The organism is Halanaerobium saccharolyticum (genome assembly GCF_003259895.1).
Taxonomy (GTDB): Bacteria; Bacillota; Halanaerobiia; order Halanaerobiales; family Halanaerobiaceae; genus Halanaerobium; species Halanaerobium saccharolyticum_A.
Genome location: NZ_QLME01000004.1, coordinates 143,544 through 162,027, shown reverse-complemented (window position 1 = coordinate 162,027; position 18,484 = coordinate 143,544). Strand labels below are relative to the sequence as shown.

At 33.9% G+C, this 18,484-nt stretch carries 19 protein-coding genes and 1 riboswitch; all 19 genes read left to right on the top strand.

All coding sequences use genetic code 11. The features are described 5' to 3' along the window. Nucleotides 1–166: 166 nt before the first annotated feature. Nucleotides 167–919 carry a phosphatase gene (locus C7958_RS04790; RefSeq protein ID WP_111571536.1) on the top strand — a complete coding sequence of 251 codons (753 nt, stop codon included), beginning with the start codon at nt 167–169 and terminating at the stop codon, nt 917–919. An 11-nt stretch (nt 920–930) separates the two neighbouring features. Further along, entirely contained in the window at nt 931–1,884 is a 954-nt protein-coding gene (locus C7958_RS04785; protein WP_111571535.1) for a TIGR01212 family radical SAM protein, read from the top strand. A 149-nt stretch (nt 1,885–2,033) separates the two neighbouring features. Continuing rightward, complete coding sequence (locus C7958_RS04780; protein WP_111571534.1) at nt 2,034–2,669, top strand: metallophosphoesterase; 636 nt, start codon at nt 2,034–2,036, stop codon at nt 2,667–2,669. Nucleotides 2,670–2,770: 101 nt separating this feature from the next. Beyond that, complete coding sequence (locus C7958_RS04775; protein ID WP_111571533.1) at nt 2,771–3,775, top strand: hypothetical protein; 1,005 nt, start codon at nt 2,771–2,773, stop codon at nt 3,773–3,775. Between the two features lie 144 nt (nt 3,776–3,919). Continuing rightward, nucleotides 3,920–4,468 (top strand): TIGR01440 family protein, encoded by a 549-nt coding sequence (locus C7958_RS04770; RefSeq protein WP_111571532.1) that lies wholly within the window; start codon nt 3,920–3,922, stop codon nt 4,466–4,468. Nucleotides 4,469–4,485: 17 nt separating this feature from the next. Beyond that, entirely contained in the window at nt 4,486–4,986 is a 501-nt protein-coding gene (locus C7958_RS04765) for an SCP2 sterol-binding domain-containing protein (protein WP_111571531.1), read from the top strand. Next, nucleotides 4,987–6,177 (top strand): iron-containing alcohol dehydrogenase, encoded by a 1,191-nt coding sequence (locus tag C7958_RS04760; protein ID WP_111571530.1) that lies wholly within the window; start codon nt 4,987–4,989, stop codon nt 6,175–6,177. It abuts the gene before it with no gap. A gap of 97 nt (nt 6,178–6,274) precedes the next feature. Further along, entirely contained in the window at nt 6,275–7,411 is a 1,137-nt protein-coding gene (locus C7958_RS04755; RefSeq protein WP_111571529.1) for an AfsR/SARP family transcriptional regulator, read from the top strand. 407 nt (nt 7,412–7,818) lie between these two features. Then, nucleotides 7,819–8,736: a hypothetical protein gene (locus C7958_RS04750; RefSeq protein WP_111571528.1), complete on the top strand. Its 918-nt coding sequence runs from the start codon at nt 7,819–7,821 to the stop codon at nt 8,734–8,736. Continuing rightward, entirely contained in the window at nt 8,733–9,371 is a 639-nt protein-coding gene (locus C7958_RS04745) for a hypothetical protein (RefSeq protein WP_111571527.1), read from the top strand. The genes C7958_RS04750 and C7958_RS04745 overlap by 4 nt, the downstream gene beginning before the upstream one ends. Before the next feature lie 117 nt (nt 9,372–9,488). Beyond that, on the top strand, nt 9,489–9,620 hold the full coding sequence (locus tag C7958_RS15885) for a hypothetical protein (RefSeq protein WP_258394131.1): 132 nt from the start codon (nt 9,489–9,491) through the stop codon (nt 9,618–9,620). Then, nucleotides 9,587–9,672: riboswitch (cyclic di-GMP riboswitch) on the top strand. (Overlaps the previous gene by 34 nt.) Nucleotides 9,673–9,698: 26 nt before the next feature. Further along, the gene (locus C7958_RS15530) at nt 9,699–10,445 is read left to right on the top strand and encodes a hypothetical protein (RefSeq protein ID WP_133960271.1); all 747 of its coding nucleotides are present in this window, start codon (nt 9,699–9,701) and stop codon (nt 10,443–10,445) included. 130 nt (nt 10,446–10,575) lie between these two features. Next, nucleotides 10,576–12,096: a COG1470 family protein gene (locus C7958_RS04740; RefSeq protein WP_111571526.1), complete on the top strand. Its 1,521-nt coding sequence runs from the start codon at nt 10,576–10,578 to the stop codon at nt 12,094–12,096. A 14-nt stretch (nt 12,097–12,110) separates the two neighbouring features. Beyond that, entirely contained in the window at nt 12,111–13,295 is a 1,185-nt protein-coding gene (locus tag C7958_RS04735) for a type II secretion system protein GspD (protein ID WP_111571525.1), read from the top strand. 11 nt (nt 13,296–13,306) lie between these two features. Beyond that, complete coding sequence (locus C7958_RS04730; RefSeq protein ID WP_111571524.1) at nt 13,307–14,620, top strand: hypothetical protein; 1,314 nt, start codon at nt 13,307–13,309, stop codon at nt 14,618–14,620. A 55-nt stretch (nt 14,621–14,675) separates the two neighbouring features. Then, nucleotides 14,676–15,419, top strand: a complete 744-nt coding sequence (locus C7958_RS04725) for a hypothetical protein (protein WP_111571523.1) — start codon at nt 14,676–14,678, stop codon at nt 15,417–15,419. A gap of 376 nt (nt 15,420–15,795) precedes the next feature. Then, nucleotides 15,796–17,001: a CaiB/BaiF CoA transferase family protein gene (locus C7958_RS04720; RefSeq protein ID WP_111571522.1), complete on the top strand. Its 1,206-nt coding sequence runs from the start codon at nt 15,796–15,798 to the stop codon at nt 16,999–17,001. A gap of 46 nt (nt 17,002–17,047) precedes the next feature. Next, nucleotides 17,048–17,404 (top strand): malonate transporter subunit MadL, encoded by a 357-nt coding sequence (locus tag C7958_RS04715; RefSeq protein ID WP_111571521.1) that lies wholly within the window; start codon nt 17,048–17,050, stop codon nt 17,402–17,404. A gap of 25 nt (nt 17,405–17,429) precedes the next feature. After that, nucleotides 17,430–18,200 (top strand): malonate transporter subunit MadM, encoded by a 771-nt coding sequence (madM, locus tag C7958_RS04710; RefSeq protein ID WP_111571520.1) that lies wholly within the window; start codon nt 17,430–17,432, stop codon nt 18,198–18,200. Nucleotides 18,201–18,484: the final 284 nt, after the last annotated feature.

The window sequence follows — 18,484 nt, the reverse complement described above, 5'->3', positions numbered from 1 at the left end:
TCCAAATGAAGCTTTTGAAGATCAACTAAAACAAATTCTATACAATTAAAATTATTACAGTTTGAAATTAGTTCAATTTAACATTGCAATTTAAGATTGAATATTAATGTATAATTAACCTGATTTTTATAAGCTTATAAGTAAAATAAGGAAGGGAAGTGTTAATGTGTTAAAAATAAATACTGATTTACACACCCACACAGTAGCAAGCGGCCATGCCTATTCTACAGTTGATGAAATGGCCAAGGGTGCTTTTACTAAAGGGATAAAATTAATTGCAGTAACTGATCATGGTCCCCAGATGCCTGGTGGACCTCATAAATATCATTTTGGTAATTTTTCGATTGTACCGGATAAATTATATGGGGTTAGAATTATTAAAGGAGTAGAAGCAAATATTTTAGATGAGGGCACATTGGATTTAGATGCTGAAGAACTGGCGCGATTGGAATTTGTTTCTGCTGGAATTCACCGTTTAACAGGACATAATTTAAAAAATAAAAATGATTATACTGCGGCAACAATTAAAGCAATGGAGAATCCATATCTGGATATGATAACTCATCCTGTGCAGAAAGAATACCCAATTGATTTAGAAAAAGTTGCCCGGGCAGCGGCAGAAAATAATGTTATTTTAGAGCTTAACGCAAGTTCCTATAGCCCCAAAAAAGATCACACCAGGGGTATAAAAAGTGAATCACTGAGGTTATTAAGATTGGCCAAAAAATATGGATTTAAACTGGCAGTTAATAGTGATGCTCATTTTCATGATGAAATTGGTGAATATTCAAGCCTCAATTTCATTTTTGAAAGTGAGGATTTTGAGACAGGGTTAATAATAAACCGCAGTCAAAAAAATGTAATTAACTATTTAAAAAAGAGAGAAAAACGACTTTCTGAGTTAAAGAAGACAGTTTGAGGGGTGTAGAAATGGAAGAACCATATTATAAATACTCACAGTTTTTAAAAGATAAATACGGTAAGAAAACATACAAGCTGCCTGTAAATTTACCGACTACCTGTCCCAATCGAGATGGCAGTTTTGCAACAGAAGGTTGTTATTTTTGTGGTGAAGAAGGTGCAGATTTTGAAATGCTGCCTGATGATATGTCGGTTAGAAATCAGCTTCTGGAAAATAGAGAATATATTGGAGAGCGTTATGGTGTAGATCAATTTATTGCCTATTTTCAAAATTATACTAATACTTATCTACCACTTGATAAATTACAGGAATATGCAAAAGAGGCAGCAGAGGTTAAAGGAGTTGCTGCAGTCTATTTTTCTACCAGACCGGATGCGATCAATGAAAGATATATTTCAGCTATAAAAAGTTCTCTGCTGGAAGTTTCATCGGAAATTGAATTGGCCTTTGAATTTGGTTTGCAGACTGTAAATTATAAAACATTAAAAAAAGTGAACAGACAGCACGGACTGGCAGAATTTATTGATGCAGTTCTAACTGCAAAAAGATTTAAAGTCGAGGTTGGGGCTCACATGATTTTAAATTTACCGGGTGATGATAGAGAAGATATTATTGAAGGAGCCAGAATTTTATCTGCCCTGGAAGTAAATCATGTCAAGTTACATGCGCTTTACATTAGAGAAAACTCTGTTTTTGCGAAACAGTTTAAAGAGGGAGAACTAGAAATTTGTTCTCTGGATGAATATATTGATCGAGTAATTTTGTTTTTAGAAAATCTGGCTCCCGATATAGCTGTTCAGCGTTTAATTGGAAGAGCTCCCGGTGAGGAATCAATTTTTGAAAACTGGGATACTCCCTGGTGGGAAATCCATGATCTAATTATTAAGAGGATGAACGAGCGCAATACTTATCAGGGTCGATCATTTAATTACCTAAAAGGAAAAGCACTGGCTAAGTTTTAGTTATCTGAATTGATTAAAGCGATAAAATAATTTGGATCGGAAAAAGTTGAAATTTTACTTGAATTTTAACTGCCAAAGTATTATAATTAAAGATAATCAAAAGAATATAATTATGAAGTCAATCAGCAGAGTAGCAGAGGAGTGGTTTTATGACTTCAGTATTAAAAAAGGTATTCAGGAATTTCAGCATTGGAATTTCTGACTTTAAAAACCGTTATAAATTACCGGATGAGTTTCACAGTTCAAATGAATTAAAAATAATGCATATTAGTGATACACCAGAGTCAATTTATTCTCATATTTATAAAATGTTGAACTACAGTCAGCCTGATGTAATAATTCATACAGGAGATCTGGTAGACAATTTAAAATTAGAAGATTCTGGAGATGAGCTGCTGGATAAATACCAGAAAAAATCAGCTGAATTTATTAGTAATTTAGAAAAACTGACAGCAGCCCGGATTATTTATATACCCGGTAATCATGATGATGTAAAGATAATCGAAAATAATAAAAATAGAAGTGAAATAATGGCTGAAGGAAGTATAGTAGAGTTAGATGGAGTCAAGATTGGACTTGCTCACTATCCTGAAAATCTGCCCCAAAATGCAGATATTAATTTATATGGTCATAACCATCAGCAAAATTTTGAGAGTGAAAATAAATATTTGAATGGAATATTAAATATTAATTATTTGCTTTTACCTTCTAAAGCGGATTATAAAATTAATTACCCCTGGACAGTAAATCAGGGTAGACAGTATAAAACTTTTAATATGATCTAAATAAGAAATTATTCTTAGTCAGATTTGCAAGGATCTGGCTAATTTCTTTTAATTTAAGTTTTTAGAAATTTTAAATAATTATCACAGGCAGGAGTGGTTTGATGAATTTTGTCCGCAGTGGTCCTCGCTATCTTTTTTTAAAAGTAAAGCAACCTGATTTTTTCTGCGAGCAGCTTTCACAGCTGACTGAAGTAAAAAAACTTGACTTTCAGGCAGCGATTGAACTGGCAGCAGAAGAATCGGTAATAGTATTTTTGAGTGATCAGCAGAAAGAAAGTTTTAAAGTTGAAGATTCAGATCTGATCTTATATTTACCGATGAATTCTACAGCTCTACTGGCAGTGATTTTAAATGAAGCCAGGTTGAGTCAAGCAGTGGAAAAAGTTACTGCCGGACCAGGTCAGTTGGTAATGCGGATTCCTGAAGACGGAAAAAAAGTAATAGAAGAGGTTATTGAAAATTATCAGGCGCGGGAAGTTTCAATTTTAGAAGGGATAGATCGGGGAAGTGCAGAAAGCACAATTATTTCTTTTACCGAAGAACCGATAAAATCAAGATTGAAATCTTTAAAAAAAGTAAGAGATAATATATTGGTAAAAAAAGAATCAACTTTAGTTTTTGAGGAGCTGCGGCGGGATGCTGTGAGATACATTACTCATGGACTTGAGGATAATCAGTGGTCTGAGCTTAAAATTAATATCTATGATTCGGATGAACTTTATCAATTAGAATATGAGCGATTGATGACTATTTTATCTGATCTGGAAGCTGGTATTATTCTGGGTGAATCCTGGACTAAAGATCATGCTTTTGCTCTGTTTTCAATCACTGCTTATCAGATCAGACTTTTTACTTTTTTATCCCCTCTTGAAATCAAAAAAATATTATTTGCTTTTGAATATAATAGTGATGGAGAAAGACTGGTTGATTATGATCTTTTCAATAAAAGCAAAAAAATTAGCTGGTCCGAAATTTTAAATGATAATCAGCGCCACGATCGTAAAAAACTAGCCTTTAAATTTAGAGAAGAAATAATGAATGAACTATCTCAAGCTGCTAAAGATCGTTATTTTGAGCTGGAAGCAGAAATAGCAGCTAAACTATAAAGTTGATTATTAAGTCGGGGCTGGATCCCGGCTTTTTCTGTATATATAATAAAAATAGCAATTTGTACAAATTATCACATATTTGCGATATAGATACTTTTGAGATAAAATATAGACATGGATAAGTTTAGAAAGGAGATATTAATGAATACAGAGAAAATACTAACTGAGGTTGAAAAAGCCATCAGAGAATTAATAGATATTGTTAAACCAGAACCCGGTTCAATTTTATTATTGGGAGGAAGTACCAGTGAAATACAGGGAAAAGAAATTGGCTCTGCAACTGATTTAAAACTCGGAAAAAAAATAATTAAGAGAGTTATGAAAATTATGGATGAATCTGAGTTATATCTTGCAGTTCAGGGATGTGAACATATAAATCGTTCCCTTGTAATCGAAAAAAAATGTCAGCAGCTCTACCGCTTTTCAGAGGTGAATGTTATTCCTCAGCGTCATGCTGGAGGTGCTTTTTCGACAGAAGCATTTGAACTATATGATAATCCAGTTACTGTTGAAAATATGGAAGCAGATCTGGGTATTGATATCGGAGATGCCTTAATTGGGATGCATCTTAAAAATGTTGCTGTACCTGTTAGATTATCAATCAAAGAAATTGGCAAAGCCCATCTTACTGCCGCGAGAACAAGGCTTAAACTTGTGGGTGGAGTAAGAGCAAAATATAGAGATTTATAATAGAGGGGGCTCTTATATTGAAATATCTGCATCATATTATAGATAAATTTATTCTTTCACTTATAGGTCGCTCCTGTACTATCCTCTCTGATAGAGATTCAAGAATAAAAAAAGAATTATCATATCTACCAGAAAATTTTACTGCAGGAGTCGCGGTGAAAAAGAAAGGGCTATATATTGTTATTAAAAAACAGGAGAATAAGGTTAAATATTTTGGCTATCATCGTTATCCGGAAAATATTGATCTAAAATTGTATTTTAAGGATGAAGAGTTTGCCTATCAGGTGCTGGCTGCTAAAGAAGGTATCAGACAGGCTTTTTCTGAGCACAAGGTAGTTGTAGAAGGAGATTTAGAATATGCAGTCTCTCTAATTTATATTATAGAAATAGTGGAAGCCTACATTATGTCCGATCAATTTGCAGAAGAGGTATTAGCCTCTAACTTTGAAAGGGAAATTTCCAGGCTGCAGTTAATTTTTAGATCATTATCTTTATTTAGAGAAAAGGGTGAGATTTAAATGGAAACTTCGAATTATTTCGAATTTTTTAATCCTGTCAAGATTAACTCAGGTGAGCAGGCACTGTCAAGCTTAAATTATGAACTTGAGCAGTTACATGTCAGTAAACCATTAATCTTAACCAATCAGACCTTAGATGAACTTAAAATACTGGATATCTTAGTTGCCAGTATTAAAGATTTAGATATAAATCAGCGTCAGATTATTAGAACCGTTCCCAATCAGGCAAACTTGGAAATCGTAAAAAAGGCCTCTGAACGCTATCGCGAATTGAATTGTGATGGAATAATTGCCCTGGGGGGTGAGGCAATAATTGATACTGCTAAAGGAGTTAATTTGACTATTTCCGAAAAAGTCGATGATTTAAAAAAATTAACAGGTATCGAAACTGCCCATGGTGATATGCAGCCTTTTATTGTGGTTCCAACTACAGGAGGAACAGGTTCTGAGGCTGCTTTGTCTGCTGTAATTAATGATCAGAGTAGCAATAATAATTTAGAGTTTATTTCCAGTAAATTAATGCCTGATCTGGCGGTAATTGATCCCCGGATGACTTTTAAGCTGCCGCCAAGGCTGACAGCTTCTACAGGAGTTGACGCCCTGGTACATGCAGTTGAAGCTTATACTGGTCTGCAGAAAAATCCACTAAGCGATGCTTATGCTTTTGCAGCTTTAAAATTAATTGGAAATAACTTAAAAAAACTAGTTAATGATGTAAATAATAAAAAGTACAGAATGGCGATGAATAATGCTGCTTTAATGGCTGGAATAGCTTTTTCTAATTCTCATGCCGGGATTATTCATGCAGTTGGAGATGCCTGTGAGAAAATATCTGAGGTTTCGCATGGTGATGCACTGGCTGTTCTTTTGCCACATGGGATGTTTTTAAATTTAAAGTATAATTACTGCAAAAATTGTTATGAGGATATTTTACTTGCTCTAGAAGGTACAGAAAAACTTATAAAGACTAAAGAAGAAGACAGAGCCTTAATGGCTGTGGACGCTGTAGTTGGAATTTTAAGTGAACTGAGATTTTTAACCGGTATTCCTGTCCGACTGGAGGAAATTGGGATTAAAAGGTCAGAATTTGAGCAGATTATTGATAAAGCAATGCATAATAGTACACTTTTAAATTCGGCCGGTCAGGTTAAAAGAGAGGATATAAAAAGTATCTTAGAAGCAGCATTTTAATTTTTTTAAAATTATGGACATTTGCCTGAAAAAGACAGATGCCCCTTTTTAATAGATTTTGTGGATTGATGTGTATCACAACAGGGGGTGTGTTTATATGAGCGAGGAAGAAAAGATTAGTTTTTATGGTCTCGGTCCATTTTATTATCAGTATCAGGGGAAAAGATTTGATGGGAGTAACTGGATTTCAAAACGGGCGCTTTATTTATTAATGTATCTTTTACTTGCTAAAGATAGGAATGTCGCTGCAGAGGAACTGGTAGATGTTTTCTGGGAAGAGTCTGATTTAGAAGATGGAAAAAACAAATTATATAACACTATTTATTTATTGAGAAGGTCACTTGCTAAAGATGGGATTCCAAAAGATATTATTGAATCAGTCAGTGGAGGATATTCTATAAATAGCAGTTATCAGATCTGGACAGACTGGGAATACTTTGAGAAAAAAACAAATCAGCTGATTCATGGAGAAGATTTAGCAGTAGAGGAATTAGAACATCTTTTTCAACTTTATAGAGGGGATTTTTTTCACTCTCTTCGTTATGAAGGCTGGACGGAAATCCAGCGGGAAAAATTAAGAGAAAATTATCTGACTTTAATTGGTGTACTTAGTGAAAAATTATTTACTGCTCAAAAGTATCGGGATACAGTTAATTATCTGCATAGTGGGATCAGGTATGATCCTTACCGCGAAAATTTTTATTTGCTTTATATTAAAGCTCTTGTTAAATTGGGTCGGATAGCTGAAGCAATAAATAGTTATAAAAAATGTGAAAAAATATTAAAAGAAGAACTCGATGTGCTTCCAGGCCAGAAGCTTAAAGAAGAATATCATCGAATTCGGATGAATCAGGATATACTTGAAGATATAGAAGTAGATTTAAACGAAAATCCTGTTTTAAGTTCAGGAGCTATGTTTTGCAATATGGAAGTTTTTAATAAGATTTTTGAACTTGAGATTAGATATGTTAAAAGATTTAAAAAAGAATTTGTGTTGATGATTATTGATTTTAATAATGTCGAGTTAGAACTATCGCTTCAGAAAATAACGGAAAAAGTAGGAAATAAGTTAAGAACTGGTGATGTAGTTTCAATTTTAAATAATAAAGTATATATTTTGTTAAGAGATATGAGCCTTGTTAATAGTGGAATAATTATGACCAGATTTAATCAATTCTATAAGGAACTTGGGTTAGTTAAAAAACCTTCAATTGATATAAGAGAAATAAATTAATTTTATCAGAATAAGATTTATAATATTATATTATCTCAACAAAAAGTCGCCTTTAAAGGCGACTTTTTGTAGTTTCGATATTTTTTCGAGAAGAAAATAAGAATTTTTTTAGATTGAACTGTTATTATTAGCTTAGCAAAGAAGAGATGGGAATTATATGAAGTAAAAAGTTATTTATTATATCATATTTATAAATTACCTTTCTCGGTTTAATGTGGAAATGATTTTACTTAATTAGCAGTGCAAGTGTTACTAAACTAACACTTTTCCACTACAAGGCGGGGGCTGAAAATTATGGCCCCCGATCTTAAATAATCAATAGACAGTAGAGTTGAATTTTAAATAAAATTATTTCTAACATTTTCGATATTTAATATAATTTAGAAAAAGAAATGGAGGGGATAATAATGTCTGGTAAAGTAAAGATTTCAGCAGTACTTATTATACTATTATTCTTAGTTATTAATTCTAATTCAGCTGCAGCCAGTTATTTAACTTCCTCTAGATATAAGATAGAAATGGTTGTTGATACTCCTGAGGAAATTATTTCAGATCCTATAAATATAAATGCTAGTACTGAAAAAAAAGCTGAACTTAAAAACAATAATATATATATAGATAGTTTTGTTTTACAGAACTCAGCTGGACAAGAAATAGCATCACAGTATATAAAAATAGAGACTCCCTATCTTAATCAAAGTTTAGATAAAAGTTATCGTTTTTTATTAATGAAAAATGGGCAAGAGAAAAGCTGGTTTAAAATATCTTTATTGAGACCCGCATTTTATTTTGGACCAGGAAAATACTCAGCAAAAATTAATATTGATGAACTTGACTGGGAGATAGATATTGAAATTTTAATCAAACCTTTTGTTGTTCTTAATTTAAATGAGAATAGATTTGAATTTGAAATATCTAATGCTTCTCAAACTGATTTTTTTATTGCTCCGGATTTATATGAGATAAATGTGGATTCTAATCATACTGATTGGGAAATTCAGGTAGCATTAGAGCAGGAGACTTTTCTTAATCAACAGGGTAATTCATTAAGTCCAGATAATTTATATTACCGCTTAGAAACAGTGGATCGACAATATAATTTAAATGAACTTAAAAAGGAAGAGTTTGCCAGCCTGGAGAAAAATGGAATAATTACAATGATAAATGGCAGTGACTATAAAAAAGGATTAACAGCGATCAGATTTGGAGTCGATTTAGAGGGAGAAAACAATTCTGTGCAGCCGGCTGGACTTTACAGTGGAACTATAATTTTTACCCTTAGAACTCTGGAAGATAAAAATTCGTGGCGGAGTGATGACTTATGAAAAAAATAGTAGTGGAATTAAGCATTGGTCTATTTTTAATTTTAGTTTTTTCGTCAAATATTTATGCCCAGACTCAAAAAGAAAGTTTAAATATGCTGATTAATATTAATCCTTATATAAATCTGGAAATTGGAGAGGACATTAACATCTCAGTAGATCAACCCTGGCAGGGGGGAGAAGTAAGAGAAGCTTCTTCAAAATTATATCTTAAAACTAATACTGCAGTAGAACTGAGCTGGGAGACAACTAAGCTGAGTAATGAAAAAACAGGCAGATCACTCCCTCTTGGAATTCCAATAGAATTTATTCAAAGATTAGTTCGAGGGGAAACCGTAAAAGCAGCTGATCAACCGTTTGGTTTAAATACATTTTTAATCAATAAAGGGAATTATCAGGATGACAGCCTAATAGGAAGAAAAAAAGAAAATGATTATTCTATCTTGGCTTCAGAATTAAAAGATGGAAATGTGTTACAGAGCAGTCAGGGATACAGACTGGAGCCGGGAGTATATAATTTTGATATTATTGTTCAATACTATTGGGCCAGAGAAAGCAGCTGGAGTCAGATTACTGCAGGAGAGTATAAAGGACAAATTATTTATACAGTAGCTGCTGTAAATGATGGTAGTGAATAACAGCTGAAGAGTGAATTGATTATGTGATTAACGGATTAATTATTCCGTTTATTTATAGAGATTCAGAAGACAAATTCTTCTGATAACTGCTCAATTCTATTTTTGTGAAGGGAGTGATTGGTAAAATTACATTTAACTAACTTAACTCAAAACATGTTGGAAGGGGAAGACGCTCTGAGCTACAATGTTAGTGGTATTAATTTAAATTATATCTTTTCTAATTTGGAGGCTGTGACCCATCATTTTTAACTGGTCACCTATAGAATGATGGTAAGCCAGGGTGAAACCGGCCAGATTAAAGGCAAAAACAAATTAGGAGGAAAAAAAATGAAAAAATTATTAGTTATGGTTCTGGCAATGTTATTAGTTATGGGTGTTAGTGCTGTAGGTTTAGCGGCTGATGCTGAAGCAGATGTTGATGTTATGGTTACTGTAGACCCCTATTATGATGTCTGGTTTGATACTCCTGGCTCTTATAAAGGTTTATTTGGTAATACAATGCATCCTATTGGCCAGCCAGGTATTTATATTAGTGATGGTCAGGCTACAGTTAACAGTGTTACTGGAATCTGGTCAAATGCAATAGCTGCTGCTGTAAATTCTGGTGTAACATCCGGCCAGGTTTATCAGGATTATTTTGATGAAGGTCAGTTAGGAGATCCCCAGGTTGAATTATTCAAAGTTGATGCAAATACAATAGTTGATGTAACACTTAGTGCTGACTTTACAGGCTGGATGAATGCTCCAACTTTATTTAGAGTATCTTCAGATGATGACAATAATTATATTAATGGTTATGGTGACTGGGCTACTGATTTAGCTGTAGTTGGTAATACAGTTAATCCAGTATTCAACGGTGATTATAATGATCTGCTTAATGAGCATAATATGGCTGTAGAAGGACTAGATGATACTTTTACACTTGACTTTGCAGAAGAACTGTTATGTCATGGTCCAATAGATTTCCATTTAAATGGAGCTCTCTGGATGCCTAAAGCTTCCCAAGTTGCTGCTGGCGACTATGAAGCAACAGTTATCGTAACAGTTGCTGCAGCTAATGGTCAGGATAGCTAATTAACTACTTGTTTTAATTAGTTTTATAAATTAAATAAATCAGGAGAGATACTTCACTAGAGGTTTTCTCTCCTTTTTTTCCTAAATTAATTAAACAGAATGAAACAAAATAAAGAAGAAGGTGGAAAAAATGTTTAAAAAAGTAACTTTATTTTTGTTACTCAGTCTTTTTATATTTGTTTTTTCTGCTGCAGGAACTGCAGCGGGAGTCAGACCTCTGGTTCTAAATTTTGATTTGAAACCAGGAGATACTGCCGATTTCGAATTATTATTAACTCCGGGCAGCAGCAGAGAAACTGTTGCTTTAATACCGTATCATCCGATTCAAAACCTTAGTGGTGGATTAGGTTATGAGGTAGGGGATCCTGCCCAACATTTAGCGTTAAACTGGATAGAACTGGAACAGACAGAAGTTGTGGTCCCTCCAAATCAGGAACAGGTAGTACAGGGACAGATAAGTGTTCCCTATGATGCAGCTGGATCACATACAGCGGTGATTATGATAGAACAGGTGGCTGGTGGCCAAATTGCCAATCCAGACTTTTTTAATTTTCAGGTAAGATATGCGGTCCGAATTAATATAAATATAGATCGTCCTGGTCAGAGAGCCAGAGCTGAAATTACAAAATTAGAATTAAATAAAAATAAAGAGGGGAACCCCCAGGTAGTAGCTCATATTAAAAACTCTTCTTCTCTGCATTTTAATGCAGGTGCAGAGGCTACAGTTAGAGATGAAAACAATAGATTGATTGAAAGATTAAATTTGGTAAGTGAGGCTGCTGCCAGAGCTAATAATCTTGAGACCAGAATATATCCTGAGAGTGAAGTCAGTTTTCAGGCTGATCTAAGTCAGCCAATGTTTCCAGGAAAATATAATTTACAGATTTTCTTACGCTATGGAAATAATCGACAGTTAGTGGAAAGAAAAGAGATTAATCTGGAAGAAGAGTTAAGAAAATCTGGTGAAGTACGACATCTTTCTATAGAACCTGAGCTAATTGCAGAAGAAATCCGGGCAGGATCTCCTGTTACTCAGGTAATAGATCTTAATAATATTTCTAACCAAAACTATAAAATAAAAATCAGAAGAAAAGAAGTAGTAGAAAACAATATCTATTCTATATTTAATTTAGGAGAATTACAGCTGCGGGGAGAAGAAGAATTAGAATTACAGAGTAGAAACTCAGAAAGAGTAGTCTTTATTTTCAGATCTCCTAGAGATGCTGCAGCTGGTGGTTATTATGGACAATTAGAACTTGCTGTAGTCGATGAAAATGAAAAAGAAATTGAAACTCAAACCATAGATTTAGAAATATTAATTGGAGAAGAATGGGAGTACAGTCTGAATATTGAAGAATTTGTTTTTGAAAAAATAGAAGAAGTACAGACTTTTACTTTAGATTTTAAAAATTCAAGTCCGGTTCATATAATTCCCCGGGCAAGTATGCGTTTGATAGATGATGAAAATGTTACAGTAGAAACAATTAATTTGAAATTACCAGAAGGAAAAATTCAGCTTCTACCTGAAGAAAAAACTACTATGACTGCTAGAACAGCTGAACTAGAAGCAGGAACTTATACTGCAGAAGTTGTAATCTCAAATCAAAATCAGGAAATTGATACTGTAAGTCAAACCGTTGTCATCGAATAGGAAGGGGTAAAGTTATGAAGCTGAAAACTGTATTTGTTCTTATGTTATCTTTACTCTTATTTTTTTCTGTTATTGCGGCAGCAGAGGAAAAAGAAGAACTATTAGTTTCTGCTCTATATTTTGAAACAGATATTAGAGAGGCTCTTAATGATTTGATGCTGCAGTCAGGTGTAAGTATCATTGCTGATGATACTGTTCAGGGATTAGTAACTCTTGACTTAGAAGATGTTAGCTTGGAAAAAGCTCTGCAGATGGTTTTGTTAAGTGGTGGGTATTCTTATAGACGTTTTGATGATTATTATTTGGTTAGTATGGCAGATCCCAGAAGTCCAGCTTTTCGCCATATGGCAGAAAGTAGAAACATTAAATTAAAGTATATTACTACTTCAGAAGCAAGAGATCTACTACCAGCTTTTTATGATCCATTTTTAAGAGGTAGTGAAGAAAGAAACGAAATAACAATTACTGCTACTCCAACTATTATTGAAAACTTTATTGAGGAAGTAAATAAAATAGATTCTATGCCCCAGCAGATCGAGGTTCAAGTTGTAGTAACAGAAATATCGTCAGATCTGGTTAAAGAATATGGTGCCAATCTTTTTGAGTACCTGAGTGAAGTAATACCACCAGAAGAAAATAGAGACAGGTTTAGCTATAATAATGATTCTATAGAGGTATCCTGGTATGGAAGCCCGGAAAGAATTCTGGCAAACTTAAGAGCACTGGAACAAAATGAACAGCTGGAAATAAAAGCTGACCCCAGAATAATTGTACAAAATCGAGGTACAGGTAATCTATTTATTGGTGAAGAACAGGTTATTATTCTGGAACCGGAAGATGCTTCTGCCAGGCTGGAAAGAGTAGAGGTTGGAATTTCTCTCGAGGTTTCACCAAGAATAATTGGAGATGATGAAATCGAATTAAATATTGCTCCTTCTATCAGCCATTTTACTGAAGAAATGGATCAGAGGCTGAGAATAAGGCGCAGTGAAATTTCTTCTACTATTTATACTAAAAACAATGAAACTCTCGTAATGGCAGGAATGACTATAGAAAATAGAAGAGACAATGTAAGAAAAGTTCCAATTCTGGGTGATATTCCTCTCATAAGATGGTTATTCCGTCAGGAAACAAATGAAGATACTGAAAGAGAATTATTTATTTTTATAACTACGGAAATAGTAAATCCATCAGTATAGGGGGAGTTGTTGTGGAATACAATAAAAAATATTTATTCTATGTCCGATATTTTTTCAGTATAATATTAATTATATTAATATTTTCAGCATCTGTTCTTGCTGTCACTGATTCTGAAGAAAAATCAAATCTTGAAAATCATAAATTAGAAAAACAAGCATCTATAAATCACATTCTTTATAGTTTACAGGTGATAGATATTACAAGAAAAAATTTGTCAAAAGTTAATTTGGATAGACTTCAGTATTATTTCGAAGATTCTGATCAGGAATTTAATCTTATTTATCGTGATCAATTGGTAGAACTTTTAGGTGATAACTTTGAGATTTTGTTTGATGCAGCAAGAGAAGCAGAGAAAACTGAGTTAATTTTAGAACCGAAAATACTGGTAGCGCCAGGACATACAGCAACCATGTATGTAGCTCAGGAAGAACTATTTTTAGATGTAGAATCTGTTGATTCAATCATCTATTCAAATGTTTTTGAGCTCGAGCTTTATCCCAGAAATTCATTTACAGAAGATGATTCTGTTTTTACAGATATTAATTTAAAAACTGGTCAGGGACCTACAGGTCTGGAAACAGAAATCTGGATTAAACCAAATACACCTTATCTTTTGGGAGTTATGGAAGATTCCCGCAGTGAGAAAATCAAAAAAATAATGGGAAATTCGTGGGTAATGGAAAGAAGATATTTTGCTCTTTATCTAAGTGCTAAACCTGCAGGTATTTTGACTTTGCCTGATTTATCAAGCAGTCTGGCCGGATTAGGAAAAATATTTACTACTGCTGAAATAACAAGAAATAAGGGGAGTGTAATTTTAAAAACAGCCGTCGAAGAAAATGATGACAAAAATCACAGTTTTTCTTTAGCTGGATTTTATCAGAATCAACTTAAATGGAGAACAGATTTTACTATAAATGAAGTACTAACTGGTCGTAATTTGGTAGCTGTTACAGGTCATCTTAATGACGACTTATGGATGGGCATTGAATTGATTATACTGGAAGAGGATGAGGTAGAGGTAGCTTTAAAGTTAAGGGATAAAGTAGTCTTAGGTCCTTTTATTTTTACAGCAAGTTTTAATCCTTTATCCTATAATTTTGAAGATGATAGAGATGGAATAACCTGGTATTTAAAAGCTGAGACTGTATTAGGTCAAAATTTAAATTTTGCTTTAGAATATAGGTCTTTATCTGAATCTGATTTTGCCGGAGTAGATTTTACCTATGATTTTAATAATTATGCTTTATTATTGGGACATACCTGGAACCTAGATATAGAAAATGAAAAAGCATACTGGCTAGGACTTCAGTTTAGTTTTTAAATTTAAATGTTTTAATTACTTGTTTAAATCTACTTTTATGAAAGGAGGGAAGATAATGAAGAAATTATTGGTTGTTGTTCTGGCAATGTTATTGGTTGCGGGGTTTAGTGCTGTAGGTTTAGCTGCTTCACCTGCAGTAGCAGAAGTTATTGTTAATGTTACCGTAGAACCCTATTATGATGTTTGGTTTGATACTCCAGATATTTATAAGGGGTTATTTGGGAATGAGAATACTCCTATCGGCCAGCCAGGTATTTATATCAGTGATGGTAATACTACCAGAAACAGTGTTCTTGATATCTGGGATTCTGCAATTGCTTATGCTGAGAATAATGGGATAAGTTCGGGTGAAGTTTATGAAGCATATTTTGAGGAAGGGCAGGGTGCTTCTCCGCAAGTTGAATTATTTAAGGTAGATGCTAATACCACAGTAGATGTTACACTTAGTGCTGACTTTACAGGCTGGATGGATGCTCCAACGATATTTAGAGTGTCTTCTGATCAAGATACAGACCAAATAAATGGTTATGGTGATTGGGCTACTGATTTAGCATTAGTAGGAAACACTGGTTTAACTGCTAATAACCCTCTTTATCAACCATTATTAGATGAACACAATACTGCCGCGGCAGGACTTGATGATACTTTTACTCTTGATTTTGCAGATGAACTATTATGTTATGGCCCAATAGACTTCCACTTAAATGGAGCTCTCTGGATGCCTAAAGTATCTCAAGTTGCTGCTGGAGACTATGAAGCTATAGTTATCGTAACAGTTGCTGCATCTCCAAGTATTTAATAATATTTGATTTGTGTTGTTAAACCAAAGATTTTTCACTACAAGGCGGGGGCTCTAAGTAAAGGCCCCCGATCTTATAATGGATAGATAATTCCAGGACAGCTATCTGTTCTGTTTAGCCCCGGTTTAAATGCCGGGGTTATCTACGTACAGAAAATAAAAATTATTTTCAAAATGTTTTAATGTCATTAAGACGGATTAGAAGCATCAACCTTTAAAATATTACTAAAAACACTAATTTGCTTTAAAATTATAAAATTAGCTGGACAAATTAATTATAATATTATATAATTCGACTATGAGTCATTTGACTCTGGGTCGAATTTGATTTTTTATTAAAAAAACGATTTAATTTAATAATAGGAGGAGATTTTTTGTGGGCGCATTAGACGGAGTAAAAGTAATAGATTTAAGTCATGTTTTAGCAGCCCCATTTGCTACAATGATTTTAGCAGATTTGGGTGCAGAGGTTATCAAAGTAGAACCACCTTATGGTGATGATTCCAGACAGTTCGGTCCTTTTGTTGAGGATGAACTGGGGGATCAGCGAAGTGGATATTTTATCAGTATTAACCGCAATAAAAAAAGTGTTGTTTTGAACTTAAAAGAAGAAAAAGGAAAAGAAATTTTAAGAGATCTAATTAGTGATGCAGATGTGGTAGTTGAAAATTATCGTCCTACTACCATGAAAAAACTTGGTTTTTCTTACGAAGAACTTAAGAAAATTAAAGAGGATATTATATATTGTTCTATCTGTGGTTTTGGTCATGATGCTTTAGAAGAATATGCAAGCAAACCGGCCTATGACATGGTGGCTCAGGCCTACAGTGGTTTGATGAGTATTACTGGACCCGAAGGTGGAGAACCATGCCGTGTAGGAAGCTCAATTGGTGATATTATGGCAGGACATCAGGCAGTTATTGGTATTTTAAGTGCTCTTCGTTACAGAGACAGAACTGGCAGAGGGCAGCATGTAGATATGTCAATGGTTGATGGATTGGTTTCTGTTTTAGAAAATGCTATTGCCAGATATACAATGGCAGGAGAAATCCCCGGTCCATTAGGTGGAGCTCATCCAACAATTGTACCTTTCCAGTCCTTTAAAACAAAGGATAACTATATAGTAACTCCAATTGGAAATGACAACCTCTGGCAGAAATTCTGTCAGGCAATTGAGATGCCAGAGTTAGCAGATGATGAGCGTTTTAAGACAAATCCTTTAAGAGCAGAAAATAAAGGTGAATTAATCCCGATTCTGGCTAAGGGATTAAAAGAAAAAACTACTGCAGAGTGGTCCGATATTTTTGAAGAATATGATCTACCTTATTCTCCTGTTAATACAGTAGATAAAGTAGTTGAAGATAAAAACTTGAAATATAGAGATATGATAGTAGATTTAGAACAGCCAGGTGTTGGTAAAGTTAAGGTGGCCGGGTCTCCTTTCCATTTATCTGAAACTCCAGGTGAAATAAAAACACATGCACCTGCAATGGGAGAACACACTGATTCAGTACTTAAAGAAAGCCTTGGTTTCAGTGACAAAGAGATTAAAAAAATGCGGGAAAAGGGAATAATTTCTTAATTATTTAAAATAATAAATAGTTTTTATTAGATAAAGGAGTGAAATAATGGAGATTCTTGGTATGGGATTTGTGGCATTCTTTATGCTGCTGGGATCCTTTTTAGGAAGATTACTCGGCCAGTTTATTGGAACTGGTGGAGATGTTGGTGGAGTTGGTCTGGCCATGCTTTTTATGGTGCTTACTGTTAATTATTTAGAAAATAGAGGTTTTAATTTTAAGACCAGAACAGAAAATGGGATTAGATTTTTAAGTGCTCTATATATTCCAATTATTGTAGCCATGGCAGCAAGATTAAATGTTGTTGGCGCAATAAGAGGTGGAACAGTGGCAATCCTGGCTGGTGGAGTAACAACTATTGGAGCAATGTTTTTAGTACCGTTATTATCGAAATTAAATAAATAAAAATTAGATTGGAAGTGATTTTAACTTGTTTGCAAATGCCGTCAATTTATTTGCCGGAGCAGATCATTTAATTATCTCGATAGCTCTGGTTGCATTAATTATGTTTGTTACAAAAAAGATATCAATTATGATGGGAGAAGAAAGAATAGCTTCTGCTCTGGCAATTATAATTGGTTTGGTTTTATCTTATATTGGAGGAAGAGTTACTGGAGGCAGCAGTGGTTTAGCTGATATTTCCATCTTTGGTGGGGCCGGTATCGCTCTGCTGGGAGGAAGTATGCTGCGAGATTACACTATTATCTCAACTGCCTATGGTGTTAAACTAAAAAATTTAAAGAAAGCAGGACCTGTGGGAGTTATTTCTCTTTTAGTTGGAGTTACATTCTCTTTTGTGGTCGGTAGTATAATTGCTGTAATTTTAGGTTATACAGATCCAGCAGTAGTAACTACAATTGGAGCTGGTGCAGTGACCTTTATTGTTGGTCCAGTTACAGGGACTGCTCTGGGAGTTAGTTCAGAAGTAATTGCTATTTCTGTAGCAGCTGGTCTGGTTAAATCAATTTTAACCATGATAATTACTCCTTTTATTGCAGGAATTGTAGGTCTTGATAACCCAACTTCAGCCATGGTATATGGTGGTTTAATAGGAACCACTAGTGGTGTTGCTGGAGGTCTGGCCGCTACTGATCCAGAATTAGTTCCTTATGGTGCAATGACAGCTACTTTTTACACCGGTCTGGGAACTCTGGTAGTACCTTCGATTGGATTTATAATTGTTAGAGCCCTCTTAACTTAATTTAAATAAATTTTAAATGATTATAATTTTACTCCCCTCCCCCGGGGAGTTTTTTATTTTTCTTAAAAAATAATTTAAGAAATTGTTTTAGTAAGTAGATTATCAAGAATAACCTCGTCTCAAGTATTTAAAATTAAAATTTGAGCTTGAGGAAGAGATAAACTTAACTGAAGACACATTTTAACTGAAGACACATTTTAACTGAAATCAATAGAATTATCACTTGAATTATTTTTCAGAATATTTTATAATTATAAATGGAAACGTTACCGTAAACGTTAACG